This window comes from Pseudomonas sp. WP18 (assembly GCF_036689585.1).
GTDB lineage: Bacteria > Pseudomonadota > Gammaproteobacteria > Pseudomonadales > Pseudomonadaceae > Aquipseudomonas > Aquipseudomonas chlororaphis_E.
In genome coordinates this window covers 3,345,757-3,372,359 of sequence record NZ_CP144758.1, presented here as the reverse complement: position 1 = coordinate 3,372,359, position 26,603 = coordinate 3,345,757, and the positions used below count along the sequence as shown (strand labels likewise).

Below are 26,603 nucleotides of genomic sequence, written 5' to 3'. Positions count from 1 at the left end.
AAGTCGTAATTTCGGATAGGCGCTGTGCCTATGCAGGGGTACACAAACCCTGTGGGAGCGGGCTTGCTCGCGAAAGCGGTGGCCCATCCAGCACCGGAGCAAACTGCCCCTCCGCATTCGCGAGCAAGCCCGCTCCCACAACAGGATTGACGCGGGTTTGCTCAACCCGCCTTGCGCAGCGCCGCATGCTGGGGGTTGAACGTCCACACCGCCAGCAGGGCGAACACCAGCGTCAGGCCGGCGCACACCCCCAGCGCCAGCGGATTGAATTGCTCGTACAACGCGAAGCGCACCAGCTCCACCCCATGGGTGAACGGGTTCAGCGCACAAAGCCAGTACAACCAGGGGCTGGCCTCGAGCATTTTCCACAGCGGGTACAACGCCGAGGACAGGAAGAACATCGGGAAGATCACGAAATTCATCACCCCGGCAAAGTTCTCCAGTTGCCGGATCGCATTGGACAGCAGCAGGCCCAGGGCACTGAGCATCAGCGCCACCAGCAACAGCGCCGGCAATGCCAGCAGCAGGCCCATGACCGGCGGCTGGATGCCGTACAACCAGGCAATGGCGAGAAAGGCATAGACCTGCAGCAGCGAGATCAGCGACGTCGCCACAAGCTTGCTCGCCAGCAGGAAGGCCCGGGGCAGGGGGCTGGTCAGCAGCACGCGCATGCTGCCCATTTCCCGGTCGTAGACCATCGACAAGGAACCTTGCATGCCGTTGAACAACAGGATCATGCAGGCCAGCCCGGGCACGATGTACACCTCGTAGGGGATGTAGGTGTCGTAGGGGGCGATGATCGCGATGCCCAGGGCCGCGCGAAAGCCGGCGGCGAACACCAGCAGCCACAGCAACGGGCGCACCAGGGCACTGAGCAGGCGGGTGCGTTGCAGCACGAAGCGCAACCATTCGCGCATGACGATGCCGCTGAAACATTGCCAATAGGCGTTCATGACGCAGCTCCCGCAGCGGTCAATCGGCTGAAGGCCGAGCCCAGGGTGCCGCCATGGGCCTGGCTGACGCTGTCGGCGCGGCCGCGGGCGACCAGGCGACCCTGGTGCAGGATCAACAGGTCATCGCTGGGTTGCACTTCGTCCAGCAAGTGGGTGGTCCACAGCACGCTGATACCCTGCACCCGGCACAACTGCCGGATGTGTTCGCCCAGGGCCAGGCGACTGGCCGGGTCGAGGCCGACACTCGGTTCGTCGAGCAACAGCAGGCGCGGCTCGTGCAGCAGCGCTCGGGCGATTTCCACGCGGCGCCGATGACCGCCATTGAGGTCGCGCACCCGTTCGTGGCGCCGCTCGGTCAGGTGCTGGCGCGCCAGTTCGGCGTCGATCCGGGTGGCGCCCTGGCGTCGCGACCAGCCGTGCAGGGCGATGTGATAACGAAGGTTCTGTTCGACGCTGAGGTCCAGGTCGAGCGTGCTTTGCTGGAACACCACGCCCAGTTGCCGCAACGCCGGACGGGGCGAGGCCTGCAACGAATGACCGCCGACGCGGATGTCTCCGCGCTGCACATCGTACAGGCGCGTGAGCAAGGCAATCAGCGTCGACTTGCCGGCGCCGTTGGGCCCCAGCAATGCCGCGAAATGCCCGGCCGGCAGGCTGAAATTCACCTGCCGGAGGGCCTCGCGCGCACCGTAGGCGAAGCTCAGGTCGCTGACCTCCAACGCGTTCATGGCGTCACCACCACGCCCCAGGGGTAGCGCCCGACTTTCACCGACTTGAGCACCTTGCGGCTCTCGACGTCGATCACCGAGACATCGCCGCTCACGCCATTGGTTGCCAGCAATTGGCGTTGGTCCGGGGTGAACGCCAGTTGCCAGACCCGCCGGCCCACCAGCAGGTAATCGAGCACTTCGAAGGTCTTCGCGTCGATTACCGCCACATGATTGGCCGGGCCGAGGGCGACGAACGCGTACTTGCCGTCGGCGCTGAGCTTGATGCCTACCGGCTGGACCTTGTCCGGGTGCACGCCCTTGATCTGGAACGTCAGGGTCTTGAGCACCTGACGTGTGGCGACGTCGAGTATCGTCAGGGTGCCGCCGATTTCCGCCGAGGCCCACAGCTGGGTGCCGTCGCGACTGAATTCGACGAAGCGCGGCCGCTGGTCCACCAGGGTGCTGTCGGCCAGGGTCTGGGTGCTGGTGTCGATCCAATGCAGCATGTTGGTGGTTTCACTGGTGTTGACCGCCCACTTGCCGTCGGGGCTGACGGCCATGCCTTCGGGCTCGACCCCGACGCCAACCTGGCCCAGCACTTGGGAGGTCTGGGTGTCGATCACCGTCACCAGCGCGTCGTCCTCGTTGGAGACGTAGAGCCAGCGGTCGTTGGGGTGCAGGGCGAATTGCTCGGGGTCCTTGCCGGAGGGCAGTTCCTTGATGATCTTGCGGGTGGCCACGTCCATCACCTGGACCCGGTCCGAATCGCTGGCGCAGATGTACAGCAGCCGATTGTCGTGGGACAGCAGCAGGCCGCGGGGGCGCTGGCCCACCGGCAGGGTCTCGATGACCTCCAGGCTCTGCATGTCGATCAGGCTCAGGCTGTTGTCTTTTTCGTTGGAGACCCAGGCGATGCTGGCTGCGGCCGGGCCGGCGGCGAGCAACACAGCGCCGAGGGCGAGAACCTGGCAGAGCAGGGTCGGTTGGAACAGCGGGCGGCGCATGGCGGTTTTCCTTATTGTTGTGTGCGATCAGGGGTAGCGACAGCTCACTTCGGGCTGGTCGTAGCCCAGGCTGTCCATTTCATTGGTGGGGTGCAGGAAGCCCTCTTGGGGCGAAGTGCTGACCAGCGCTCGCGGCTGGACCAGGGGAATCGGTTGGCGCAGTTGGCCGTTCCAGGGGCGGTAGCTGAGTTTGCGGCCCTTGAAACCGTCCAGTGGCAATTGGTCGCCCAGGGCCAGTTGGCGGATGGCGAAGGGGTCGTCCTGGCGCAGTTTGCTCACGGCGCTGGCGATGCTGCGCACGGCGATCCAGGCCGCGAAGTCGCGGTCGTTCATCCAGCGGCCGGCCAGGTTCTCGAAGCGTTTTTGCAACTGGGCGGCGCCGTAGGTTTCCACGGTCTTGTGCCAGCCGGTGGGGGTCAGCCCCTGCGTGCCGGCGACCGGGCGCGGGTACCAGGTCTGGTAGGGCAGGTATTCGCCAAAATCGCCGCGCTCATCGGCTACCAGCACCACGTCGTACTCGGCGGCCTGGGTGAACAGCGGCATGTCGGCCTGGGCGCTGCGGCGTTGGTCGTTGTCGAACTGCCAGGCCTTTTCGGCGACGATTTTCATTCCGAAGCGCTTCATCGCCCGGCGCAGGGCCGCGGCGTAGGCCTGGTCGTCGGCGGTCTGGCCGACGATCAACAGCGCCCGCTGCCATTTGCGCACCACGCTGAACTGCACCAGCGCATCGGCGAGCATGGCCCGGTCGGGCAGGCTGTGCAGCACGTTGCCCAGGCAGTCGGTGGTGCGCAGGCTGTCGTCGGGGCTGCCGGCGTTGAAGATCAGGCTGTCGGGCAGGGCGGCGCTGAGCTGGCGCAGGCTCGCCGCCGGGGCATTCACCACGAACAGCCGCAAGCCCTGTTCATGCTGGGCGCGGGCCGCCTGTAGCAGGGCTTCGGGGGTGTCGACCTGGGCGCTTTCCAGGCGGTAGTCATGCTTCAGGAAACGCCCGGTGCTGTTGCTGTCGATCACCGCCAGTTCGGCGCCGCGCAGCCCCGCGTCGATGGGTTCGGCGATCACGTTGGACAGCAATGGCCCTGGGTCGGGGCGATAGCCCAGGTAACCGATGCGTACTTGCAAGGGCGTGTTCTCAGCAGCCCGGACGACGCCCGGCAGCCAGCCACTGGCCGCTGCCAGCAAGGGAACCAAGGCGTAACTGACGAGCCGGCGCATACCACCTCCATTGCAGGTAGCGCCAGCATAGGAAGCCGGTGGGCCTGGGGAAATATGCAGAAAGTACCGCCGGGCCAGTACCAAGGTAGTAACCCGCCGCGGGTGCCGGGGTTTTAGCATGCAGGCAATCGTCATTGACCAGGAGGGGACAGACCATGCGGATTATCAAAGCGCTGCTGTTGCCGTTTCTGCTGATCCTGAGTTTGATCGGCGTCGATCGCTTGCCTGGCAAGCACAAAACCAGCAAACACCCACAACCCTCTGTGGGAGCGGGCTTGCTCGCGAAGGCGGCAGTCCTGTCGATGCCGATGCAAGCTGCCCCATCGCTTTCGCGAGCAAGCCCGCTCCCACAAAGGAACTGTGGCGTGCATGAAGGTTGTGCGTCAGTTCCGACAACAGGCCGCTAACCATGTCAGCCCTCTGGCGAATCAATCTCTGGGTCACGGTGTTCTTCGCCCTGGTGACCCTGGCCTGCGCCACGCTGCTGTTGCACCAGGCCGTCGCCGATGTGCAGCGCGAACTGCAATCGGCCGGGTCGGTGGTGCATTACCTGCGCGAAACCGCCGAACGCGACCCGGCCAGCCTGCAACCGCGACTCACCGGTAGCCTGCGCCACGTCCGCGTCCGTTGGTTGGCGCCGGGGGAACAGTTTCCGGCCGATCCCGACGCCGGGCTCAAGGACTGGCTCGGCCAGCGATTGCTGGAGGATGGGCCCGCCCCTCAAGTGGTGGACCTGCGGGACGGTCGACGGGCCTGGATTGCGGTCGATCCTCGGGACGAAATCGATGAGATCCTCGACTCGCTGGTGCAACTGCTGGGCGTCTGCGCCCTGGCTCTGTTGGTCAGCCTGTTGGTGATTCGCTGGGCGGTGCGCCAGGGCATGCGCCTGCTGGATGAGTTGCTCGATGCTCTGCGTCAGGTGTCCGCCGGGAACCTGCACGTGCGCCTGCCGGCCGAAGGCGTGCCTGAAGCCCAGCAACTGGCCGGGCATTTCAACCGGATGACCGCCGCGCTGGCCCAGGCCCAGGCCGACAATGCCCGGCTCACCCAGGCGCTGTTGGCCGTGCAGGAGCAGGAGCGCACCCAGCTGGCCCAGACCCTGCACGATGACCTGGGCCAGTATGTGGCGGGCATTCGCGCTCGGGCCTGCCTGCTGCGCCTGGTGCTGGACCAGCCACCGGTGCTGGAGCAGACGGTCGGTCAGTTGGAGGAACACTGCGAGCATTTGCAGCAGGGGTTCCGCGCGCTGGTGCATGACCTGTACCCGGTGGTCTTGCAGCACTTGTCGTTGCACGAAGCCGTCGGCTTGCTCGCCGGGCAATGGCAGAAGAACCAGGGCATCGCTTGCCAGGTGCACATCGATCAAGCGCTGCCGGCGTTGCCGGGGGCGGACAAGACTCATCTGTATCGCTTGTTGCAGGAAGCGTTGACCAACGTGGCCCGGCACGCAGGCGCCACGCGGGTGCGGATCCGCCTGCAACACCGGGCCGGGCGCCTGCGCCTGCTGGTGCGTGACAACGGCCGCGGTGCGAAGCAGCCGCCGCGCGCTGGCGTGGGCCTGCATTCGATGATGGAGCGGGCCCGCAGCCTCCGCGGTGAGTTGCGCATTATCAGCCAGCCCGGCGACGGTTGGGCGCTGGCCTTGAACATGCCTCTGGAGGGCTGATGAACATTTTGCTGGTGGATGATCATGCGGTGGTTCGGCAGGGCTATGCCAGCCTGTTGCGGGCACTGATGCCGGACTTGCAGGTGCGGGAGGCGGCCACCGGGGAGGAGGCGCTGAACCTGGTCCAGGAACAACTGCCTCACCTGGTGATCATGGACTTTGGCCTGCCGGGCATCAGCGGGCTGGAAACCACCCGGCGCCTGCGCCAGCGCCTGCCGCAACTGCGGGTGTTGTTTTTCAGCATGCACGACGAACTGCCGTTGGTGCGCCAGGCCCTGGACGCCGGCGCGGCGGGCTACCTGACCAAGAATTCGGCGCCCCAGGTGCTGGTGGAAGCGGTGCGCCGGGTGCTGGCCGGGCATGCCTACATCGAACAGTCCCTGGCGACGCAGCTGGCCTGCGCCAGCTCCCGGCACTCCGTCGACCCGCGCCTGCAATGCATGACTCAGCGCGAGTTGGAAATCTTCGTCATGCTTGCCAAGGGCACCCCGGCGCGCACGATTGCCGAGCAGTTGTGCATCAGCGCCAAGACCGTCTCCAACCACCTGACGCTGCTCAAGAGCAAGCTGCAGGTCAGCTCTCACGCCGAGTTGGTGCACCTGGGGATCGACCTGGGGGTGGTGCGGGTGGCGGGGTGACAGCCGACCTCCCTGGAATCAATCATTGTGGCGAGGGGATTTATCCCCGTTGGGCTGCGAAGCAGCCCCGATAAAACAATCACTCGAATGTTCCTGATACACCGAGTGTCAGATTTTAGGGCTGCTGCGCACCCCAGCGGGGATAAATCCCCTCGCCACAGTGAATGCAGTGTTTGCAATATTTCATTTATCCCAGGAGGTTGGACACCCCTCGCAGCCCTCCATATTCGCATCCTGGAAATTGCCGTAGTGCTGGCGTGAGCCGCTCAGGTTGGCCTGCGCCAGGTTGCTTTCCCCCAGCTTGGCTTCTTGCAGGTTGGCGTCGCGCAAGTCGGCGGCCGTGAGGTCGGCCTTGCTCAGCCAGGCCATTTCCAGGTCGGCGGCCTGCAGGTTGGCGCCTTGCAGCCTGGCGCCGGACAGGCGGGCGAATTGCAGGTAGGCGGCACTCAGGTCGGCCCGCTGGAACTTTGCGCCCTGGGCAAACAGCCCCCAACCCTGGATGGCCTTGAGCGTGGCGCCACTGAAGTCGGCCAGGCGCAGGTTGCTTTGTTGCAGGCTGGCGCGGGTCAGGTTGGCGCCTTGTAACTGGGCTTTCTCCAGGTTGGCCAGGTCCAGGCGTGCGTGCCGCAGGTCGGCATCGCGCAGATCGGCGCCACTGAGGTTCATTTTGCGCAAGTCCTGGTTCGCCAGTTTGGCGCCCCGCAGATGGGCGCCGGGGCATTGGCTGGATTCGGCGATGACGCAGCCGTTGATCGTCAGAACGGTGTCAGAGTCGTCAGCCTGGGCAAAGGCGCCGACGAGCAGAAGCAGCAATGGCAAGAGTTTCATGGCATCAACTCAGGTAAGTGTGGGAGCGGGCTTGCTCGCGAAGACGTCGGCACAGTCAAAATCCATATCAACCGAACCACCGCTTTCGCGAGCAAGCCCGCTCCCACAGGGATGGCGTACAGGTCAGGAGTTATTTCTGCGCAGTTGCCTTGTCCCAACTCGGGATCTTGAACACCCAGAACGACCCGCCCTGGGCCACCGGCTTGGTCAGTTCGGCCATGTCGCCGCCCCACAACGGCACCGCGCCGCCATAGCCGACGGTGACGCCGATGTACTGCTCGCCATCCTGCTCCCAGGTGATGGGCGGGGAGACGATCCCGCTGCCGGTCTGGAATTTCCACAGCTCCTGGCCGGTCTTGGCATCGAAGGCCTTGAAGAACCCGTCGCCGGTGCCGGTGAACACCAGGTTGCCCTTGGTGGCCAGCACGCCGGCCCAGAGCGGCAAGGGCTCCTTGTGTTCCCAGACGACCTTGCCGGTGGTGGGGTTCATCGCCCGCAGGGTGCCGACGTGATCGTCGTACATGCGCTTGATGCGAAACCCCATGCCCAGGTAGGCCGAGCCTTTCTTGTAGTTCACTTCTTCGGTCCAGTACTCCTCCTTCCACTGATTGCCGGGCACGTAGAACAGCCCGGTGTCTTGGCTGTAGGCCATGGGGTTCCAGTTCTTGCCACCGAGGAACGGCGGCGAGACTTCCACCGGCTTGCCCTTGGTTTCGCCGGGCAGGGGCTTGGCCGGACGCTGGCCGGGGTTTTCCACCGGGCGGCCGGTCTTCAGGTCGATGTGGCTGGCCCAGGTGATGTTGTCGACGAAGGGAAAGGCGTTCTGCAGCTTGCCGTTGTGGCGGTCGACCACATAGAAAAAACCGTTGCGATCGGCGTGGGCGGTGGCCTTGACCATCTTGCCGTCCTTGTCCTTGTAGTCGAACAGCACCAGCTCATTGTTGCCGGAAAAATCCCAGGCATCGTTGGGCGTGTGCTGGTAGAACCACTTCACTTCGCCGGTGCTCGGGTCGACGCCCACCTGGCCTGAGGTGTAGAGGCTGTCGTAATCGTGGGGGTTGCCGTCCTTGGCCGTGCGCGCCCAGGTGTTCCAGGGGCCGGGGTTGCCCGCGCCGACAATGATGGTGTTGGTCTCGGGGTCGAAGCTCGCACTCTGCCAGGGTGCGCCGCCGCCATGGCTCCAGGCTTCGACCTTGCCGGTCTCGGTGGTCTTGTCATCGGGCCAGGACGGTGCCTTGACGTCACCGGTGGGCGTGCTGTCCTTGCCGTTGAGGCGGCCCATGTGGCCTTCGACGAAGGGGCGCATCCAGACCTCTTCGCCGGTCTCCGGGTCGCGGGCGAACAACTGGCCGACCACGCCGAACTCGTCGCCGGAACTGCCGTGGATCAACAGCACCTTGCCGCTGGTCTTGTCTTTGATCAGCACCGGCGCGCCGGTCATGGTGTAGCCGCCGGCGTGGTCGCCGAACTTCTTGTTCCAGACCACCTTGCCGGTGTTTTTGTCCAGGGCGACCACCCGGGCGTCCAGCGTGCCGAAGTAGATCTTGTCGCCATAGATCGCCGCGCCACGGTTGACCACGTCGCAGCACGGACGGATGTTGTCCGGCAGCCGGTGGTTGTAGGTCCACAGGCGCTTGCCCGTCTTGGCATCGAGGGCAAAGACCCGCGAATACGAGCCGGTGACGTAGACCACGCCGTCGCTGACGATGGCCTGGGACTCCTGGCCGCGCTGCTTTTCGTCGCCGAAGGAGTAGGACCAGGCGGGGGTCAGCTTGAACACGTTCTTGTCGTTGACCTGGGCTAGCGGGCTCCAGCGCTGGGCGTTGGTGCCCATGCCGTACTGCAGGACATCCCGGGTGGTCAGGTGATCGTTGGCGATGTCTTCCCAGGTCACGCCCGGGGCGGTCGCGGCGGCGTGGGCCAGCGTGCCCAGCGTCAGGCTGCCGGCCAGCATCAGGGCCTGCACGGCAACGGCCAGGGGGGAGAAGGGGGGCAGTGTTCTTATTGTCATGGTAGCGATTCCCAGTGAGGTTTTGGCCTGACTAGGGTCGGTCGTGGCGATGCCTGGCCGATACGGAAAAAGTCCCGCCCTTGCCGGGAAGACTTCCCGATCCGGGTGTCTTTGCGACTTGCGTCGGAGGGCTTGCTACCAAGGAACTAGACCCCGGCCACCAAAGCAGCATTCGGCGGGGAACGGGCGCTTTCTAAGATGACGGCACGGCCTCTGCAGAGAGGTTTGCGTGCAATCTGAGAGGGCATAACAATGACAACAAAACGCAACGCCATCATCGCTAGCGCCTTACTGATGGGGCTGATCGGCGCAGGCCCGGTGTGGGCCCACGGCAACGTAGTGCCCCAGGCAGTGGAAACCAAAGGGCTGACCCCGGTCAAGGACAGCAACCTGCCGCTCGACGCCGACGGCTGGGCTTCCCAGAACCCTTATCGCAATTCCCCCGAGCGCGACAAAGCGGTGGAAATCGGTGCTTCGGCGTACAACCAGAACTGTGCGGCCTGCCATGGCCTGGAGGCCAAGTCTGGTGGCATCGCCCCGGACCTGCGCCTGCTCGATGCCGCCGAGGCCGGAGACGAATGGTTCGTCGAGCGCGTGCGCCACGGTGCCGTGCGCGACGGTCGGGTCTACATGCCGAAAATGGCCGACTACCTGAGCCAGGAGGCCTTGTGGGCGGTGCGCTCTTACCTGGACAGCGTGCACGTCGAGGAGTGACCGTCATGCGCCTGTTCGCGTGGGTGATATGCAGCCTGCTGCTGTGGGGCCAGGCGGTGCAGGCGCAGGTGCGCAGCTACGACCAGATGATCGCTGCCGGCGAGTTGAAGGTGGCGGTCTACAAGGACTTCGCCCCCTACAGCTTCGAAGACCAGGGCCAACCCAGGGGCGTCGACGTCGAGTTGGCGCAGGCCCTGGCCAAGGCCCTGGGCGTGCGCCTGCAATTGATCTGGGCGCCGCCGGGCGAGAAGCTCGATGACGACCTGCGCGACTACATCTGGCGCGCCAGCCCGCTGCACGACCGCCAGCTTGCCGACTTGATGATGCGGGTGCCCTACGATCACGACTACGTGCAAAAGCGCAACGATGTCGGTGAGCTGGAGAATGCCCAGGTGGTGATGTTCGGTCCCTATCAGCAGGAGTGCTGGCAGGTGGCGTTTGACCGTCGGCGCCTGGACTCGGTGGCGAGTGTCGCGGTGTTCCAGCAGCACCCCATTGGCGTGGAAGTGGACAGCGTGCCGTCGTTCTACCTGACGTCGGTGTTCAACGGCATGCTCAGCGCCAAAACCCATCATTACCCCGGCGTGAACCAGGCCTTCAAGGCCATGCAGGCCGGGGAGGTCGATGCGGTCATGGCCATGCGCGGGGAGGTTGACTGGCAGGTGCACCAGGCCGCCGACCCGCAACTGGCGCTGGCGGAAAACGCCTACCCGAACATGGGCAAGCAGCGTTGGGAAATCGGCATGGCGGTGCATGAAAGCAACCGCCAGTTGGCCTATGCGGTGGAAGAGGCCCTGGAGGGTCTGATCCGCGACGGCAGCCTCAAGGCCATCTATGCCCATTACGGCCTGCGGTATGACGTGCCGCAGATGTATCAGTAGGAGCGCAAGGGATGAAATGGCTCGTGTGTGGGCTGTTGGGGCTTGGCCTGCCGATGATGGGGCTGGCGGCCGTCGAGCCGGGAAAGGATCCGGTGCCGTCGGTGATGTGGGCGTTCTATCACAAGCAACTGCTGGGCGATGCGCCGTTCGTGTTCGACGATCGCGTCCGATTGGTGGCCCCGCCCTTTGCCGAAGATGCGCGCCAGGTGCCGCTGGAAATCGATGCCCGGGCCCTCGGCGCGGACGTGGTGCGGGTGTTGGCCTGGGCTGAACTGAACCCGTTGCCGAAAATCGTCGATTTCCAGCCGGTGGCGCGGGTGCAGCCCTGGCTGTCGATCCGCATTCGCATCGAGCAGGCCACGCCGTTGCGTGCCGCCGTGCAAACCCGCGATGGCCTGTGGCACGTCGGCTCGACCTTGATCGACGCGGCCGGTGGCGGTTGCACCGCGCCCAGCGTGGTGCGTACCCAGCCCGGTTGGGAAGAACACCTGGGCGAAGTGCTCGGGGCCCGCTATCCCCGGGGCGACAGCAGTCGCTTGCGTGTGCAGGTTGCCCACCCGATGGACAACGGCCTGGTGAGCGGTATCCCCGAGTTCTACCTCAACCAGGCCCAACTGCTGGGCGCCGACGGCGAGGCGTTGGCGCGCTTGGAGCTCTTCCCGGCCGTCAGCGAAAACCCCAACCTGGGTTTCGATATCCAAGGCCCGGGCCGCACCCGGTTATTGCTGCGTGACAACAGCGGCAATGCTTTCGAAGCGGCGATCCCCTGACCACAAGGAGTGCGCCATGCGCTGGTTGTTGCTGATCTTCATAGGCCTGTGCTGGCCGGCCTGGGCCGGCTCGGACTATGGGCTCAAGCCCCGGCAGATCGCTGCGGATACCTGGCTGCTGGAAGGCAGCACCGAGAACTTTGCCAAGGCCAACGGCGGCAACATCGTCAACAGTGGTTTCATCGTCACCGACGCCGGGGTAGTGGTGATCGACACCGGGCCGTCCAAGCGCTACGGCGAGGCCCTGCGCCAGGCCATCGCGGCAACGACCGACAAACCGATCATCCAGGTGCTGCTGACCCATCATCACCCCGATCATGTGCTCGGCAACCAGGCCTTTGGCGACGTGCCCATCGGCGCGCTGGCGGGCACCACGCAACTGTTGCGCGAGCAGGGCGATGCGCTGGCGGAGAACATGTACCGATTGGTGGGCGACTGGATGCGCGGCACCGAAGTGCTGCTGCCGACCCAGGTGCTGGAGCCTGGCCCGCTGCAGGTGGGCAATCATTCGTTGCGGCTGTTGCAGATGGCCGGGCACACCGGCGCGGACCTGGCGATCCTCGATGAAACCACGGGCGTATTGTTCGCCGGTGACCTGGTGTTCTACGAGCGCGCCCTGACCACTCCCAACAGCCCCGGACTCGATGTCTGGCTCCACGACCTGGACACCTTGCAGGCCTTGCCCTGGAAACTGATCGTGCCCGGCCACGGCCCGGTGGCAAGCGACAGCGACCCCTTTGTGCAGATGCGCGATTACCTCGGTTGGCTTGATCAACTGATGCGCGAAGGCGCCGCACGGGGCGACGACATGGCCGAGATGATCCGCAGCCCCATCCCCGAGCGCTTCGCCGCAATCAGCCTGAGCCGGTATGAGTTGATCCGCAGTGTCAGCCACCTGTATCCGCGGTATGAGCGGGCGGGGATGAAGCGGGTGGACAGCAAACCTCGATAATCCTGTGGCGAGGCCATGGAAGGCGCTACCTCTCAAGGAAACGCACGTGGTCATGGAGATGCTTCAGTCCTAGCAGTTCTGTTAGTAGCCGCCCATCCCAATCCATTGAATACTTGTGCTTGGCTTTCTGGAGCACACCCGATGCAAACCCCATGGAAAACCGTGCTCTGCCGATACCATTACGATGCGCTCGATCATCTAAACGCCCAGACGCTGCCGGGTAAACCCAGGCTTCAACGCTTCCATTGCGAAAATCGCCTGGCCACGGAGATTCAAGGCGTGGTACGGCGTTCAATTATCCAGCAGGGGGGCTGGCTGTTCGCACAACAACAGCACCACGACACTCTATTCGACGCCACGCTACTGGCCACCGATGGTCAGCAGTCAGTGTTATTCACGATTGCCGAAAGCAATCGCAGGCAATCCATCGCCTATTCACCTTACGGTCATCCTTCGACTGAAAACGGTCCGAGTCGCGTTCCGGGTTTCAACGGTGAACAGCCGGACCCGGTGACCGGGCATTACCCGTTGGGTAACGGCTATCGGACATTCAATCCCGTGTTGATGCGATTTAACAGTCCGGACAGGTTCAGTCCGTTTGGAAAGGGTGGACTGAATGCCTATGTTTATTGTTCTGGTGATCCGATTAATAAAAAAGACCCGGAAGGAACGAGTCCATTTACTTGGTTGGCCCGGCAGGTGGGTTTGAAGAAAATTCATTTAGGTGGCGGGGTATGGACTAGAAAAGGCATTCCTGCTGGTGTGGGAAAGCATTTCTACTCCCGCGCAAAGGAAATAGATAACAAGCTGGAATTTTTAGAGGAGTCATTGAGGAGAAAGATGTTCAACGCGGATTATCAGGAGTTAAGCGCTTCCAAAGAACCCCCCGTCGTGACTTCGTTGCGGCTTGAAAAGCTTGCTTATGATGTGTTGCCTAAGCGGTCTTATCCATTTGGTATAGAACAGGGTTTAGAAAGTCCTTTTGATGAAGTCGTAAGAAATGTGGCGGCGGCTGACAGGCAAACATATCTTGATCGAGAACGATATAGGGGAGTGCTCAAATATGTGGCTGATCGACCCAATAAGCGTATTTTAGATACGTTAACTTTGGCGGGACTTGATAAAAGTCTTGATCCGGAAATGGTTAATTTGTACTACCTTAGAATGGCAAGGGTGAAAACTGAACAGACGGATAAATTGACTCGTGAGTACAATACAATTTTTACGAGGTATATACGTAAATAAAAATCGGGAATAGTCATGTTTCATTGAAAAAGTCGATCGCTACCTCCCACAGATTGAGGGCTGGTCGGGAAGCGGGAGGTCGGTGGCGAATTGGCGCCTCACATGTACCAAGGAACTAGAAAACTCAACACAGCGGGCAATTGTTGGCAGGGGCTGCGGGCCCAAGAATCTGCGCCAGACCGGGAAAATTTCCCGGGTATAACAATAATCGCAGAGGTAGCCGTCATGACTCATCCCGCACGTCGCCAACCCTTCGCCGTGAGCTTGCTGCTCAGTGCCATGCTGCTGTCCGGTTCGGCCTTGGCTGCCGTGACCGATCAGGAAATTCTCCAGGACCCGAAGAACCCGCAGCAGGTCGTGACCAACGGCCTGGGCGTCCAGGGTCAGCGCTACAGCCCGCTGGCGACCCTCAACACCGACAACGTCAAGGACCTGCGCCCGGTCTGGGCCTTTTCCTTTGGCGGTGAAAAGCAGCGTGGCCAGCAGGCGCAGCCCATGATCAAGGACGGGGTGATGTACCTCACCGGGTCCTATTCGCGGGTGTTTGCCGTGGATGCGCGCACCGGCAAGAAACTCTGGCAGTACGACGCGCGTCTGCCCGATGACATCCGCCCTTGCTGCGACGTGATCAACCGTGGCGTGGCGTTGTATGGCGACCTGGTGTTCTTCGGCACCCTCGACGCCAAGCTGGTGGCCTTGAACAAGGACACCGGTAAAGTGGTGTGGAGCAAGAAGGTCGCCGACCACAAGGAAGGTTACTCCATCAGTGCCGCGCCGCTGGTGATCAACGGCAAGCTGATCACCGGCGTGGCCGGTGGCGAGTTTGGCGTGGTGGGCCAGATCAGCGCCTTCGACCCGAAGAACGGCGAGCTGCTGTGGACCCGTCCGACCGTGGAAGGCCACATGGGTTATGTCTACAAGGATGGCAAGGCCATCGAGAACGGGATCTCCGGCGGTGAGGCCGGCAAGACCTGGCCGGGCGATCTCTGGAAAACGGGCGGTGCCGCGCCGTGGCTGGGCGGTTACTACGACCCGGAAACCAACCTGCTGTTGTTCGGTACCGGCAACCCGGCGCCGTGGAACTCCCACCTGCGTCCTGGCGACAACCTCTATTCCTCGTCGCGCCTGGCGCTGAACCCGGACGATGGCAGCATCAAGTGGCACTTCCAGAGCACGCCGCACGATGGCTGGGACTACGACGGCGTCAACGAGCTGATCTCGTTCAACTACAAGGAAGGCGGCAAGGACATCAAGGCGGCGGCCACGGCCGACCGCAACGGTTTCTTCTACGTGCTCGATCGCACCAACGGCAAGTTCATCCGTGGCTTCCCGTTTGTCGACAAGATCACCTGGGCCAGCGGCCTGGACAAGGAGGGGCGGCCGATCTACAACGAGGCCAGCCGACCGGGCGCGCCGGGCAGCGAGGCCAAGGGCAGCTCGGTGTTCGTCGCGCCGGCGTTCCTGGGGGCGAAGAACTGGATGCCGATGGCGTACAACCAGGACACCGGGCTGTTCTATGTGCCTTCCAACGAGTGGGGCATGGACATCTGGAACGAAGGCATCGCCTACAAGAAGGGCGCGGCGTTCCTGGGGGCCGGGTTCACCATCAAGCCGCTGAACGAAGACTACATCGGCGTGCTGCGGGCCATTGACCCCAAGACCGGCAAGGAAGTCTGGCGCCACAAGAACTTCGCGCCACTGTGGGGCGGGGTGCTCACCACCAAGGGCAACCTGGTGTTCACCGGCACGCCTGAAGGCTTCCTCCAGGCCTTCAATGCCAAGACCGGCGAGAAGGTCTGGGAATTCCAGACCGGTTCCGGCGTGCTGGGCTCACCGATCACCTGGGAAATGGACGGTGAGCAATACGTCTCCGTGGTCTCGGGCTGGGGCGGCGCGGTGCCGCTGTGGGGGGGCGAAGTCGCCAAGCGGGTGAAGGACTTCAACCAGGGCGGCATGCTCTGGACCTTCAAGTTGCCGAAGGACTTGGTGGCCAAGCACTGAGCCAACTCTGGCAAGTGCAGAACCTGTGGAAAATGTAGAACCTGTGGGAGCGAGCTTGCTCGCGATGGGGCCAGAACATCCTGCATTGATGTTGACTGATCCGCCGCCATCGCGAGCAAGCTCGCTCCCACAAAAAAGCCCGGGTCATCCTCAGATCGCGGCAAAACCTACGACCAAATAACGAGAGCTTCCCTGCCAACGACGCATTCGTCCGCCGCACGGGGCTCTCTACCATCGGCCTATCGCCTGTCCCGTGACAGGCATCGACCAGGCAGAGGCCCATCATGATCTACGCACAACCCGGAACCCCAGGCGCCGTCGTTTCCTTCAAGCCGCGCTACGGCAACTTCATCGGCGGCGAGTTCGTCGCGCCCGTCCACGGCGAATATTTCACCAACACCTCGCCGGTCAATGGCGAAGTGATCGCCGAATTTCCACGCTCCAGCGCCGCCGACATCGACAAGGCCCTGGACGCCGCCCATGCCGCCGCCGACGCCTGGGGCAAGACCTCGGTCCAGGACCGCTCGCGGGTGCTGTTGAAAATCGCTGACCGTATCGAACAACACCTGGAACTGCTGGCGGTCAGCGAGACCTGGGACAACGGCAAGGCCGTGCGCGAAACCCTCAACGCCGACGTGCCGCTTTCAGCCGACCATTTCCGTTATTTCGCCGGCTGCATCCGGGCCCAGGAGGGCGGCGCCGCCGAGATCAACGAGCTGACCACCGCCTACCATTTCCACGAACCGCTGGGCGTGGTCGGGCAGATCATCCCGTGGAACTTCCCACTGCTGATGGCCGCCTGGAAACTCGCCCCGGCCCTGGCGGCCGGCAACTGCATCGTGCTCAAGCCGGCGGAACAGACGCCGCTGTCGATCACGGTGTTCGTCGAGCTGATCGCCGACCTGCTGCCGCCCGGCGTGCTGAACATTGTCCATGGTTTCGGCCGCGAAGCCGGTGAAGCCCTGGCCACCAGCAAGCGTATCGCCAAGATCGCCTTCACCGGTTCCACCCCGGTCGGCTCGCACATCATGAAATGCGCCGCCGAGAACATCATCCCGTCCACCGTGGAGCTGGGCGGCAAGTCGCCGAACATCTTCTTCGAGGACATCATGCAGGCCGAGCCGGCCTTCATCGAAAAGGCCGCCGAAGGCCTGGTGCTGGCGTTCTTCAACCAGGGCGAGGTCTGCACCTGCCCGTCACGGGCGCTGGTGCAGGAATCGATCTACGCTCCGTTCATGGCCGAGGTGATGAAGAAGATCGCCAAGATCAAGCGTGGCAATCCCCTGGACACCGAAACGATGGTCGGCGCCCAGGCCTCGCAGCAGCAATACGACAAGATCCTGTCGTATCTGGACATTGCCCGGGAAGAGGGCGCCGAACTGCTCACCGGTGGCGCGGCCGAGCGCCTGGAAGGTGACTTGTCGAGCGGCTATTACATCCAGCCGACCCTGCTCAAGGGCCACAACAAGATGCGCGTGTTCCAGGAGGAAATCTTCGGCCCGGTGGTGGGCGTGACCACCTTCAAGGACGAAGCCGAAGCCCTGGCGATCGCCAACGACACCGAATTCGGCCTCGGCGCTGGCCTGTGGACCCGCGACATCAACCGCGCCTACCGCATGGGCCGGGCGATCAAGGCCGGCCGCGTCTGGACCAACTGCTACCACCTGTACCCGGCGCATGCCGCGTTCGGTGGCTACAAGAAGTCCGGCGTGGGCCGTGAAACCCACAAGATGATGCTCGATCACTACCAGCAGACCAAGAACCTGCTGGTGAGCTACGACGTCAATCCGTTGGGGTTCTTCTAGTAAACCCTGTGGGAGCGGGCTTGCCCGCGAAGGCGTCAGTAGATTCAGCACTTCTGCAAGCTGAACCACCGCCTTCGCGAGCAAGCCCGCTCCTACAATTGAGTGTTGTGTGATGCCTGAAATCGCTACCAACGCACCCCGCCCACCGCTGCGAAAGTAGCATTCGAACCCAGGGCGCACCGTGCATTAATGAGTCACCGGAATCGTCCGGTACAAGAAGAGGAAAGACCCATGTGGACTAAACCCGCGTACACCGACCTGCGTATTGGCTTTGAAGTGACGATGTACTTCGCCAACCGATGAGTGCCGGCCCGGTCTGGCGCGTCCAGGCCGGGCTACCCATTGGTCTGATTGCATTCACGGCGGGATGCTTTAGGCTCAGAGTATCCCCGGACAATAACAACAGGCTTACCAATGAGCCACGCCCCTGCAAAGATGAGTCTCAGCCCGCTGCGCAAGTTCGTTTCTCCTGAAATCATGTTCGGCGCCGGATGCCGACACAATGTTGGCAACTACGCCAAGACCTTTGGTGCGCGCAAGGTCCTGATCGTGACCGATCCCGGCGTGATCGCCGCCGGCTGGGTGGCCGATGTCGAGGCCAGCCTCCAGGCCCAGTCCATCGACTATGCCCTCTACAGTGCGGTCTCGCCCAACCCCCGGGTCGAGGAAGTGATGCTCGGTGCCGAGCTGTACCGGGAGAACCACTGCGACGTCATCGTCGCGGTCGGCGGCGGCAGCCCGATGGATTGCGGCAAGGCCATCGGCATCGTCGTTGCCCATGGCCGCAGCATTCTCGAATTCGAAGGCGTCGACACCCTGCATGTGCCCAGCCCGCCGTTGATCCTGATTCCCACCACCGCCGGCACTTCGGCCGACGTGTCGCAGTTCGTGATCATCTCCAACCAGCAGGAACGCATGAAGTTTTCCATCGTCAGTAAGGCGGCGGTGCCGGATGTGTCGCTGATCGACCCGGAAACCACCCTGAGCATGGACCCGTTCCTGTCGGCCTGTACCGGCATCGACGCGCTGGTGCATGCCATCGAGGCGTTCGTGTCCACCGGCCACGGGCCATTGACCGACCCCCATGCGCTGGAGGCGATGCGCCTGATCAACAGCAACCTGGTGCAGATGATCGCCAACCCGGCGGACGTCGCCCTGCGGGAAAAGATCATGCTCGGCAGCATGCAGGCCGGGCTGGCGTTCTCTAATGCGATCCTGGGCGCGGTGCACGCGATGTCCCACAGCCTGGGCGGCTTCCTCGACTTGCCCCACGGGTTGTGCAACGCAGTGCTGGTGGAACACGTCGTGGCGTTCAACTACAACTCGGCGCCGGAGCGCTTCAAGGTGATCGCCGAGACGCTGGGCATCGATTGCCGTGGGCTCAATCACCGGCAGATCCGCAGCCGGCTGGTGGAACACCTGATCGCGCTCAAGCGCACCATCGGTTTTCACGAAACCCTGGGCCTGCACGGCGTGAGCACGTCGGACATCCCGTTCCTGTCGCAGCATGCGATGCACGATCCCTGCATCCTCACCAACCCTCGGGAGTCGAGCCAACGGGATGTCGAGGTCGTCTATGGCGAAGCCCTCTGACGAGCAGCAAAAGGCCCTGGCCGGTTTGCTCGGGCTGGGCAATCACTCCACGCGCAAGAGCCATTACCCCGAGCTGGCGGCGCGTCTCGATGAGCTGGAGTTGGCCCGCCAGCGCTTGCAGCAACTCAATGACCAACTGGAGCAACGGGTGGCTGAACGCACCGATGCGCTGTTGGAAGCCAACCACAACCTGCAACAGCAGATCGCCCAGCGCGAGCGGGTCGAGCGGCAATTGCGCGACGCCCGGGACGCGGCCCAGGCCGCCAACCGCAGCAAGGACAAATACCTGGCCGCCGCCAGCCATGACCTGCTGCAACCGCTCAACGCCGCGCGCCTGTTGATCGCCACGCTGCGCGAGCGGCAACTGCCCGCCACCGAGCGGGTGCTGGTGGAGCGCACTCACCAGGCCCTGGAAGGTGCAGAAGACCTGCTCACCGACCTGCTGGACATTTCCCGCCTGGACCAGGCCGCCGTCCGGCCCGACCTGGCGCCGTATCGGCTGGACGAGCTGCTGGCGCCCCTGGCCTCGGAGTTTCAATCGGTGGCCGGGGCGGCGGGGCTGGAGCTGCGGGTGCGATTCGCCGACGAGGCGGTGATGACCGACCTGCGGCTGCTGACCCGGATCCTGCGTAACCTGCTCAGCAACGCCTGCCGCTACACCGACCAGGGCGGCATTCTCCTGGCGGCGCGGCGCCGGGCAGGGCGCTTGAGCCTGGAGGTGTGGGACACCGGGCGCGGCATCGCCGCCGATTGCCTGGAATCGATCTTTCTCGAATTCAACCAATTGGATGTCGGCCGAGCGGCCGATCGCAAGGGGGTAGGCCTGGGGCTGGCGATTGTCGAGCGCATCGCCCACATCCTTGGCTACCGTGTCCAGGTTCGCTCGCGTCCGGGACGGGGTTCGGTGTTCAGCATCGAGGTGCCGCTCTCCACTGAGAAACCGTTGCCTGTGTCGCAGGTGCCCGTCCAGGCGGTGACCGGCAATCCGCTACCGGGCCGTCGGCTGCTGGTGATCGACAACGAACTGAGCATCCTGCAGAGCATGGCCGCGTTGCTGGGGCAGTGGGGGTGCGAAGTGTTGACCGCCACCGACGAAGCGGGCGCCATCGACGTGTTGCAAGGGCGTGCGCCGGAGCTGATCCTGGCGGATTTTCACCTCGATCATGGGGTGGTGGGCTGTGATGTGGTCAGGCGCTTGCGCGAGCACTTCAGCCGGGCGATCCCGGCCGTGATCATCACCGCCGACCGCAGCGACCAGTGCCGCCGCGCCCTGCGCAAACTGGAAGCGCCGTTGCTCAACAAACCGGTCAAGCCGGGCAAGTTACGGGCGGTGTTGAGCCAGTTGCTCGGCTAGCGCGGTGTACTCATCCCCTGCGACGGATCCCTGTAGGCGCGAGCTTGCTCGCGAAAGCGGAGGGTCAGTCAACCAAGATGTCGGATGTGCAGCCGTCTTCGCGGGCAAGCCCGCTCCCACAATGAATAGGCGTCGGACACGCCATCCGGGTTGGCCGAAGAACCTGTGGGAGCGGGCTTGCCCGCGAAAGCGTTGTGTCAGTCAACGGAAGTGTCGGATTTGCAGCCATCTTCGCGGGCAAGCCCGCTCCCACAATGAATATGCGTTGGGCACGCCATCCGGACCGGCCGAAGAATCGGTGGGAGCGGCTCGCTAAAGCGGAGGATCAGCCGGCACAAGCCTGAGTGAACCGCCGTTTTCGCAAGCAGGCCCGTGCCCACCGTGAAGGGTCTATTCGTCGCGATGTTTTGTGTTATGTTATCCGCTTTCTTTTGACAGGGATTCTCATTCCCTGTCTTGTACGGGTCCCCGACGAGTATTGCCATGAGCCTCTCTTCCCCTGTGACGAGCCTGTCCGGCGTCGCCGCGCCCGCCCTCGCCACGAGCCTCGCCAAAACCCATGTGCGCATGCTGGCCATCGATGCCCTGCGAGGGTTCGTGATGTTGCTGATGCTGGTCGACCATGTTCGCGAAACATTCCTGCTGCACCGGCAGGTCAGCGACCCGATCGATGCGTTGAGTGTCCCCCCGGACCTGTTCTTCACCCGGTTGCTCAGCACGCTCTGTGCCCCGGTGTTCATCTTCCTCACCGGTTTGTCGGCCTGGCTCTACAGCCAGAAGCACACCGCCGGCGAAACCTCGGTGTTCCTGCTCAAGCGCGGGTTGTTCCTGGTCGTGCTGGAACTCACGTTCGTGTGTTTCGCCTGGACCGCCGAGTTTCCCCCCAAGACTTTGTGGCTGCAGGTGATCTGGTGCATCGGCATTTGCATGATCACCCTGGCCGTGCTGTTGCACCTCAAGCGCAGTTGGCTGATCGTCATCGGCGTCGCCATTGTCGCCGGCCACAACCTGCTGGACGGCATCGTGCTGGGGCCTGACTCGCCGTTCTTCGTGCCCTGGTCGATCCTGCACCAGCGGGCATTCATCGATCTCACCGAATTCACCCGCGCCCGCACCACTTACCCGGTGCTGCCGTGGATCGGCGTGATCCTGCTGGGCTGGGCCATCGGACCGTGGTTTGCCCGGCAGGTGGACCCCGCCGTGCGAGTGCGACGGCTGTTGCAGGTGGGCATCGGCTTGCTGGTGGCATTCGTCGTCATCCGCTACCTGAACGTCTATGGCGACAAGCCCTGGGTGCAGACCGGCGATGCGCTGCGCACCGCCATGAGTTTCCTGAGTGCGACGAAGTACCCGCCATCGTTGATGTTCCTGCTATCGACACTGGGGGTTGGCCTGATCCTGTTGGCATTGTTCGAGAAGGCTCAGGCGCGGGGCACCATCGCCTTGCTGGCGGTCTACGGCGGCGCGCCGATGTTTTTCTATCTGTTGCATCTCTACGTGCTCAAGGCCCTTTACCTGCTGGCGGTTGCCTTCTGGGGCACCAACCAGGGGGCGTATTTCGGTTTCGATCATTTGCCCCTGGTGTGGGTGTGCAGCGTGCTGCTGGGGGTGGCGCTGTTCTTCCCGACCCGCTGGTTCGCCGAGCTGAAGCAACGGCGACGGGACATCGCGCTTCTCAAGTATTTCTGATCAGAGCCAATAAAACGCCGTCATCTGGCCGGCGTTTTTCGTCCGTAATGTAAAAAGATGCTTCGGTCTGGTTATTTCATTATGTAAACTCCCCCCGCTGCGACAATCGGGCACGGTCAAACCAGACCCGAACACAACCGTTTTGCAGTGTCCCTCACTCAGCTGAAGCCAAGACCTACAAGAAGTCAGCGCCGGAGAGACATAAATCTGAGGCCGACCTATTTGCTCGGTCCTGTAGGTCCATCCTCCAGTCCTATCGAACCTGTCACGCTGGCGCTGCCGGCTACGGGCGTGATCTATCCTTGATCAGGACAGGAGGGCGGAATGGCGTTCCATCCTAGGGATACACACATGTTGAAGAAAACACACACGGCGCTACTGGGCCTGGCGATGGCGATGGGTCTTGCGACCACGCACGCCGCCGAGGCAAAAAAAGTGGACGTCCTGCTCATTGGTGGGGGCATCATGAGCTCGACACTCGGCGTCTGGCTCAATGAGCTGGAGCCGGGCTGGACCATGGAAATGGTCGAGCGCCTGGACGGTGTTGCCGAAGAAAGTTCCAACGGTTGGAACAACGCCGGTACCGGTCACTCGGCACTGGCCGAACTGAACTACACGCCGGAAGACAAGAACGGCAAGGTCGATATCTCCAAGGCCATCGAAATCAACGAAGCCTTCCAGATCTCCCGTCAGTTCTGGTCCTGGCAGGTCAAGAACGGCGTGCTGAAGAACCCACGTTCGTTCATCAACTCCACGCCGCACATGAGCTTCCTGTGGGGCGACGACAACATCGCGTTCCTGAAGAAGCGCTACGAAGCCCTCCAGGCCAGCCCGTTGTTCGCCGGCATGCAGTATTCCGAAGACCCAGCGCAGATCGGCAAGTGGGTGCCGCTGATGATGCAAGGGCGTGACCCGAGCCAGAAAGTCGCGGCGACCTGGAGTCCCCTGGGCACTGACGTGAACTTCGGCGAAATCACTCGCCAGTTCGCTGCCTACCTGCAGAGTAAACCGAACTTCTCGCTGAAACTGTCCAGCGAAGTGGAAGACATCACCCGCAACGAAGACGGCACCTGGCGCGTTTCGTACAAGAACCTGAAGGACGGTACCGAAACCGAGACCGACGCCAAGTTCGTGTTCATCGGCGCTGGCGGTGGTGCCCTGCACCTGCTGCAGAAGTCCGACATTCCGGAAGCGCGCGAGTACGCCGGTTTCCCGGTGGGCGGTTCGTTCCTGGTCACCGAAAACCCGACCGTTGCCCAACTGCACCTGGCCAAAGCCTACGGCAAGGCTTCGGTCGGCGCGCCACCGATGTCGGTGCCGCACCTGGACACCCGCGTGCTGGATGGCAAGCGTGTGATCCTGTTTGGCCCGTTCGCCACCTTCTCGACCAAGTTCCTGAAGAACGGTTCGTACTTTGACCTGCTGACCAGCACCACCACCCACAACGTGTGGCCGATGACCAAGGTCGGTATCGAACAGTACCCACTGGTCGAGTACCTGGCCGGTCAACTGATGCTGTCGGACGAAGATCGTTTCAATGCGCTGAAGGAATACTTCCCAGAGGCCAAACAGGAAGACTGGCGCCTGTGGCAGGCCGGCCAGCGCGTGCAGATCATCAAGCGTGACGAAGAGAAGGGCGGCGTGCTGAAACTGGGCACCGAAGTGGTCGCGTCCCAGGACGGCAGCATCGCCGGCCTGCTGGGTGCTTCGCCAGGTGCTTCGACGGCTGCGCCGATCATGCTGACCGTGCTGGAGAAGGTCTTCAAGGACAAGGTCGCCAGCCCGGCCTGGCAGGAAAAACTGCACCAGATCGTGCCAAGCTATGGCACCAAGCTCAACGACAGCCCTGAGCGCGTTGCCCAGGAATGGGCCTACACCAGCGAAGTCCTGCAACTGGACACCCCGCCGGTGATCACCAAGCCAGGCACCCCGGCCCCGGCCCAGCCAGCGGCTGCCCGCGAAGCCAATCCAGCGGCTGACATGGCGCTGTAAGCCTGACGTTGTCTGGTGTAATGCAAAACGCGGCTTGTCGAGTGTTATGCGGTTGAGTTAGGGATTGTTGACCTTAACTCGTCAGGGAAAATCCGGAGTCCGAGAGGGGTCCGGATTTTTTTTATGCGCTGTTCAGTATCCAGATCAAGTGCTGTTCCTGGTTTTCCTGGGTGGTGCTGATTATATCTTTCCAGATCAAGCGACCCTGTTGAAAGTCGCGCTGTAATTATGCAGAGGGCTGTCCTTCATGCTTTGGTCACTATCTCGATATATTGTGTCGGCTGTGTTGGATCCTCCGACGTCTTTTTTACCGACAAGGAAACGGTGACCACGTGGGAACTGCTGTATTTATCCTTTACAGCCTGGACAGCCGCCTCCGGTGAGTCTGCGGTAATCGTTCCGTATTGAGTGTTATGGGTACCGCGATCCGCATACGCTGAGTATCGATATTCAGTGCTCATTTTATTTTCCTCAAGAGCAGTTTGTGACCAGGGTGATCATGGTGTGCCCGGAGGATTGTTTCTACTGTCAAGGATTACAGTTGTTGATGTCTGATCGGAATAATGTTTTTGGACTTTATAGCGATTGGACTATTGCTCTGGAGTTTTAGAGGCAGACAGTCTGGCGTAACGCTGTTCACTTAAGAAAGTTGGCAAATTTGTGGCGAGGGGATGAGTCCGCTCGCCACTCATTTTTTTCATCTACTGGGTGCCGAACATCGCCGTCCAATAGATCCCCGCATCGCTTTTCGGGTCGGTGGCGTAACCGGCGCCCAGCTCGTGGAACTGCGGGTTCATCAGGTTGGCGCAGTGCCCGGGGCTGGCCAGCCAACCGTCCACCACCTTGAGGGCGGTGTCTTGCCCGGCGGCAATGTTCTCGCCGATCAACTGGCCCAGGTAACCGGCAAGTTCGGCACGGTCGCCGGGCATGCGGTTGTCACGGTCCTTGTGGTCGAAGAAATTGTTGTTGGCCATGGCACGGGTGTGGGTCACGGCGGCCAGGGCCAGGGTCGCGTTCCAGGTCAGCGGGGTGGTGGCGGCAAAGGTCTCGGTGCCGCAGCGGCGCGGTTGGGCCCGAGCGCTGTTGATCAGCTTGAGCAGTTTCTGGCCTTCGGCCTGCCAGTCGCCGAGGCGAGCCGACAGCAGCGGGCGCGCCACCACGATGCGCCATTCACGGTCCATGCGACTGACGCCGATGTCGACGAACTGCGGGTCGAGGACCACCTGGCAGAAGCTTTCCTGGATGGCCTTCATCGCACTTTGCGCATCCCGCGGTCCGGACAGGCTGATGGCCTGGACGTTGACCATCGGGTAGGCCGTGCGCGCGAGCGCCTGCTGCAGATCGCCGATGCCATTGGCCGACAGGATCAGCCGGGAATCCATCGCCAGCGGTGGCAACTCCAGCGAAGCCTGCCCGGAGCAGCTTTGGGATTGGCTGCGGTAAAGGTTGATGGACTCGACCAGTTGCGTCTCTTCGGTGGCTGCGGCGCTGGCGGCGAACACCAGCCCCAGCGACAGCACGACAAGACGCATGACGGATGAAATGGCACGCATGTAAATCTCCCTTGAGCGGACGGCGCCTATGATGCGCAATTTTTGCCCCGCTGGGGCAACGGTATTCACGCTCTCTTGAAATTCCCTGAGCGGCACCGCTGGGCACCGTTCGGGACAATCCTCAAGTACTGGGATCAATTTTCAGGCAAATAAGTCCATCACCGGCGTTTGAAGGTGCAAATCCGTCGAACTTCAGCTCATCCAGTTGCCGCCGTCGACGTTGTACGTCTGCGCCACCACGTATTCGCTGTCCGCCGAGGCGAGAAAAACCGCCATGCCTGTCAGGTCTTGCGCGGTGCCCATGCGGCCGTAAGGCACCTGCTGGCCGACCTGGCGTTTCTTTTCCCCCAGGGGCAGGTTTTCATGGCGGGCGAACAGCGCGTCCACGCCGTCCCAATGCTCGCCCTCCACCACGCCGGGCGCGATGGCGTTGACGTTGATCCGGTGCTTGATCAGATCCAGCCCGGCGGACTGGGTCAGGCTGATCACCGCTGCCTTGGTGGCGCAATAGACACCCACGAGGGCTTCGCCACGGCGTCCGGCCTGGCTTGCCATGTTGATGATCCGGCCGCCGTGGCCCTGGCCGATCATCTGCCGGGCCGCGGCCTGGAGCGTGAACAGCGTGCCGGCGACGTTGATCGAGAACAGCCGTTCATAGCTTTGCCGTGTGATCTGCACGATGGGCGCCAGGTCGAACAGCGCCGCGTTATTGACCAGGATGTCCAGTTTGCCTGCACGTGCCACCACCGCTGCAATGGCTGCGTCGATCGAAGCCTGGTCGGTCACGTCGAGCCTGACCGCGTAGGCGTCTTCGCCCAGCTCGGCGGCGGTGGCCCGGGCCCGATCCAGGTCGATATCGGCAACTGCCACGGTGGCACCTTCGTTGATGTAGGCCTGGGCAAACGCCTTGCCGATGCCTCGGGCGGCGCCGGTGACCAGGGCACTTTTTCCTTCCAGTCGTTTCATGGGATGGTCCTGTGTTCTATGGCAAAAGGGTGGGGTGTCGCCATGGCGGCGGCAGGCCGATTACAG

At 62.8% G+C, this 26,603-nt stretch carries 23 protein-coding genes; 15 read left to right on the top strand and 8 right to left on the bottom strand.

Going from position 1 to position 26,603, the window contains the following annotated elements; genetic code table 11:
• Positions 1 to 161 precede the first annotated feature (161 nt).
• The 4 genes from V5F23_RS14905 to V5F23_RS14890 are packed head-to-tail and all read right to left on the bottom strand — an operon-like array spanning position 162 to position 3,879.
• On the bottom strand, positions 162 to 953 hold the full coding sequence (locus V5F23_RS14905) for an ABC transporter permease (RefSeq protein WP_338473516.1): 792 nt from the start codon (positions 951 to 953) through the stop codon (positions 162 to 164).
• Positions 950 to 1,681, bottom strand: coding sequence for an ABC transporter ATP-binding protein (locus V5F23_RS14900; protein WP_042729327.1), 732 nt, complete (start codon positions 1,679 to 1,681; stop codon positions 950 to 952). Before V5F23_RS14900 ends, V5F23_RS14905 begins: the two co-directional genes overlap by 4 nt.
• Entirely contained in the window at positions 1,678 to 2,667 is a 990-nt protein-coding gene (locus V5F23_RS14895; RefSeq protein ID WP_042729328.1) for a YVTN family beta-propeller repeat protein, read from the bottom strand. The genes V5F23_RS14900 and V5F23_RS14895 overlap by 4 nt, the downstream gene beginning before the upstream one ends.
• Before the next feature lie 27 nt (positions 2,668 to 2,694).
• Entirely contained in the window at positions 2,695 to 3,879 is a 1,185-nt protein-coding gene (locus tag V5F23_RS14890) for an ABC transporter substrate-binding protein (protein ID WP_338495468.1), read from the bottom strand.
• A 118-nt stretch (positions 3,880 to 3,997) separates the two neighbouring features.
• Between V5F23_RS14890 and V5F23_RS14885 the strand changes: the two genes are divergently transcribed.
• Genes V5F23_RS14885 through V5F23_RS14875 form a run of 3 tightly spaced genes read left to right on the top strand, consistent with a single transcriptional unit; the run spans position 3,998 to position 6,183 of the window.
• Entirely contained in the window at positions 3,998 to 4,252 is a 255-nt protein-coding gene (locus V5F23_RS14885) for a hypothetical protein (protein ID WP_212802622.1), read from the top strand.
• 36 nt (positions 4,253 to 4,288) lie between these two features.
• Positions 4,289 to 5,545, top strand: coding sequence for a sensor histidine kinase (locus tag V5F23_RS14880; protein WP_338495467.1), 1,257 nt, complete (start codon positions 4,289 to 4,291; stop codon positions 5,543 to 5,545).
• Positions 5,545 to 6,183, top strand: coding sequence for a response regulator transcription factor (locus tag V5F23_RS14875; protein WP_338495466.1), 639 nt, complete (start codon positions 5,545 to 5,547; stop codon positions 6,181 to 6,183). Before V5F23_RS14880 ends, V5F23_RS14875 begins: the two co-directional genes overlap by 1 nt.
• A 183-nt stretch (positions 6,184 to 6,366) precedes the next feature.
• Here V5F23_RS14875 and V5F23_RS14870 read toward each other — a convergent pair whose 3' ends face one another.
• A complete protein-coding gene (locus V5F23_RS14870; RefSeq protein WP_338495465.1) occupies positions 6,367 to 7,011 on the bottom strand; it encodes a pentapeptide repeat-containing protein in 645 nt (214 codons plus the stop codon).
• A 130-nt stretch (positions 7,012 to 7,141) separates the two neighbouring features.
• A complete protein-coding gene (exaA, locus tag V5F23_RS14865) occupies positions 7,142 to 9,022 on the bottom strand; it encodes a quinoprotein ethanol dehydrogenase (protein ID WP_338495463.1) in 1,881 nt (626 codons plus the stop codon).
• Positions 9,023 to 9,274: 252 nt separating this feature from the next.
• On the opposite strand from exaA, the gene pedF reads away from it, so the two are divergent.
• From pedF to mqo, 12 genes are all read left to right on the top strand, one after another.
• The gene (gene pedF, locus V5F23_RS14860) at positions 9,275 to 9,736 is read left to right on the top strand and encodes a cytochrome c-550 PedF (RefSeq protein ID WP_042729334.1); all 462 of its coding nucleotides are present in this window, start codon (positions 9,275 to 9,277) and stop codon (positions 9,734 to 9,736) included.
• 5 nt (positions 9,737 to 9,741) lie between these two features.
• Positions 9,742 to 10,617, top strand: a complete 876-nt coding sequence (locus V5F23_RS14855; RefSeq protein WP_047737925.1) for a transporter substrate-binding domain-containing protein — start codon at positions 9,742 to 9,744, stop codon at positions 10,615 to 10,617.
• Between the two features lie 53 nt (positions 10,618 to 10,670).
• Positions 10,671 to 11,387: a quinoprotein dehydrogenase-associated SoxYZ-like carrier gene (locus tag V5F23_RS14850; RefSeq protein WP_234408022.1), complete on the top strand. Its 717-nt coding sequence runs from the start codon at positions 10,671 to 10,673 to the stop codon at positions 11,385 to 11,387.
• Positions 11,388 to 11,403: 16 nt separating this feature from the next.
• The gene (locus tag V5F23_RS14845; protein ID WP_338495460.1) at positions 11,404 to 12,339 is read left to right on the top strand and encodes a quinoprotein relay system zinc metallohydrolase 1; all 936 of its coding nucleotides are present in this window, start codon (positions 11,404 to 11,406) and stop codon (positions 12,337 to 12,339) included.
• A 15-nt stretch (positions 12,340 to 12,354) separates the two neighbouring features.
• Entirely contained in the window at positions 12,355 to 13,584 is a 1,230-nt protein-coding gene (locus tag V5F23_RS14840) for an RHS repeat-associated core domain-containing protein (RefSeq protein WP_237614142.1), read from the top strand.
• Between the two features lie 225 nt (positions 13,585 to 13,809).
• Positions 13,810 to 15,585, top strand: a complete 1,776-nt coding sequence (locus V5F23_RS14835; protein WP_212802617.1) for a PQQ-dependent methanol/ethanol family dehydrogenase — start codon at positions 13,810 to 13,812, stop codon at positions 15,583 to 15,585.
• A 284-nt stretch (positions 15,586 to 15,869) separates the two neighbouring features.
• Complete coding sequence (locus V5F23_RS14830; RefSeq protein WP_042729339.1) at positions 15,870 to 17,390, top strand: aldehyde dehydrogenase family protein; 1,521 nt, start codon at positions 15,870 to 15,872, stop codon at positions 17,388 to 17,390.
• Positions 17,391 to 17,621: 231 nt separating this feature from the next.
• On the top strand, positions 17,622 to 17,693 hold the full coding sequence (gene pqqA / locus V5F23_RS14825; RefSeq protein ID WP_003243383.1) for a pyrroloquinoline quinone precursor peptide PqqA: 72 nt from the start codon (positions 17,622 to 17,624) through the stop codon (positions 17,691 to 17,693).
• Between the two features lie 132 nt (positions 17,694 to 17,825).
• A complete protein-coding gene (ercA, locus tag V5F23_RS14820) occupies positions 17,826 to 18,983 on the top strand; it encodes an alcohol dehydrogenase-like regulatory protein ErcA (protein WP_123579109.1) in 1,158 nt (385 codons plus the stop codon).
• Entirely contained in the window at positions 18,967 to 20,337 is a 1,371-nt protein-coding gene (locus V5F23_RS14815; protein ID WP_042729341.1) for a hybrid sensor histidine kinase/response regulator, read from the top strand. The genes ercA and V5F23_RS14815 overlap by 17 nt, the downstream gene beginning before the upstream one ends.
• 483 nt (positions 20,338 to 20,820) lie before the next feature.
• Positions 20,821 to 22,026 carry a heparan-alpha-glucosaminide N-acetyltransferase domain-containing protein gene (locus tag V5F23_RS14810; protein WP_338495458.1) on the top strand — a complete coding sequence of 402 codons (1,206 nt, stop codon included), beginning with the start codon at positions 20,821 to 20,823 and terminating at the stop codon, positions 22,024 to 22,026.
• Positions 22,027 to 22,377: 351 nt separating this feature from the next.
• Positions 22,378 to 24,018 (top strand): malate dehydrogenase (quinone), encoded by a 1,641-nt coding sequence (gene mqo / locus V5F23_RS14805; RefSeq protein WP_042729343.1) that lies wholly within the window; start codon positions 22,378 to 22,380, stop codon positions 24,016 to 24,018.
• A gap of 701 nt (positions 24,019 to 24,719) precedes the next feature.
• On the opposite strand, the gene V5F23_RS14800 is transcribed toward mqo, so the two are convergent.
• Together V5F23_RS14800 and V5F23_RS14795 are read right to left on the bottom strand one after the other, a co-directional pair.
• Entirely contained in the window at positions 24,720 to 25,571 is an 852-nt protein-coding gene (locus V5F23_RS14800) for a CAP domain-containing protein (RefSeq protein ID WP_047738768.1), read from the bottom strand.
• 192 nt (positions 25,572 to 25,763) lie between these two features.
• Positions 25,764 to 26,537, bottom strand: a complete 774-nt coding sequence (locus tag V5F23_RS14795) for an L-iditol 2-dehydrogenase (RefSeq protein WP_123579106.1) — start codon at positions 26,535 to 26,537, stop codon at positions 25,764 to 25,766.
• Positions 26,538 to 26,603 lie beyond the last annotated feature (66 nt).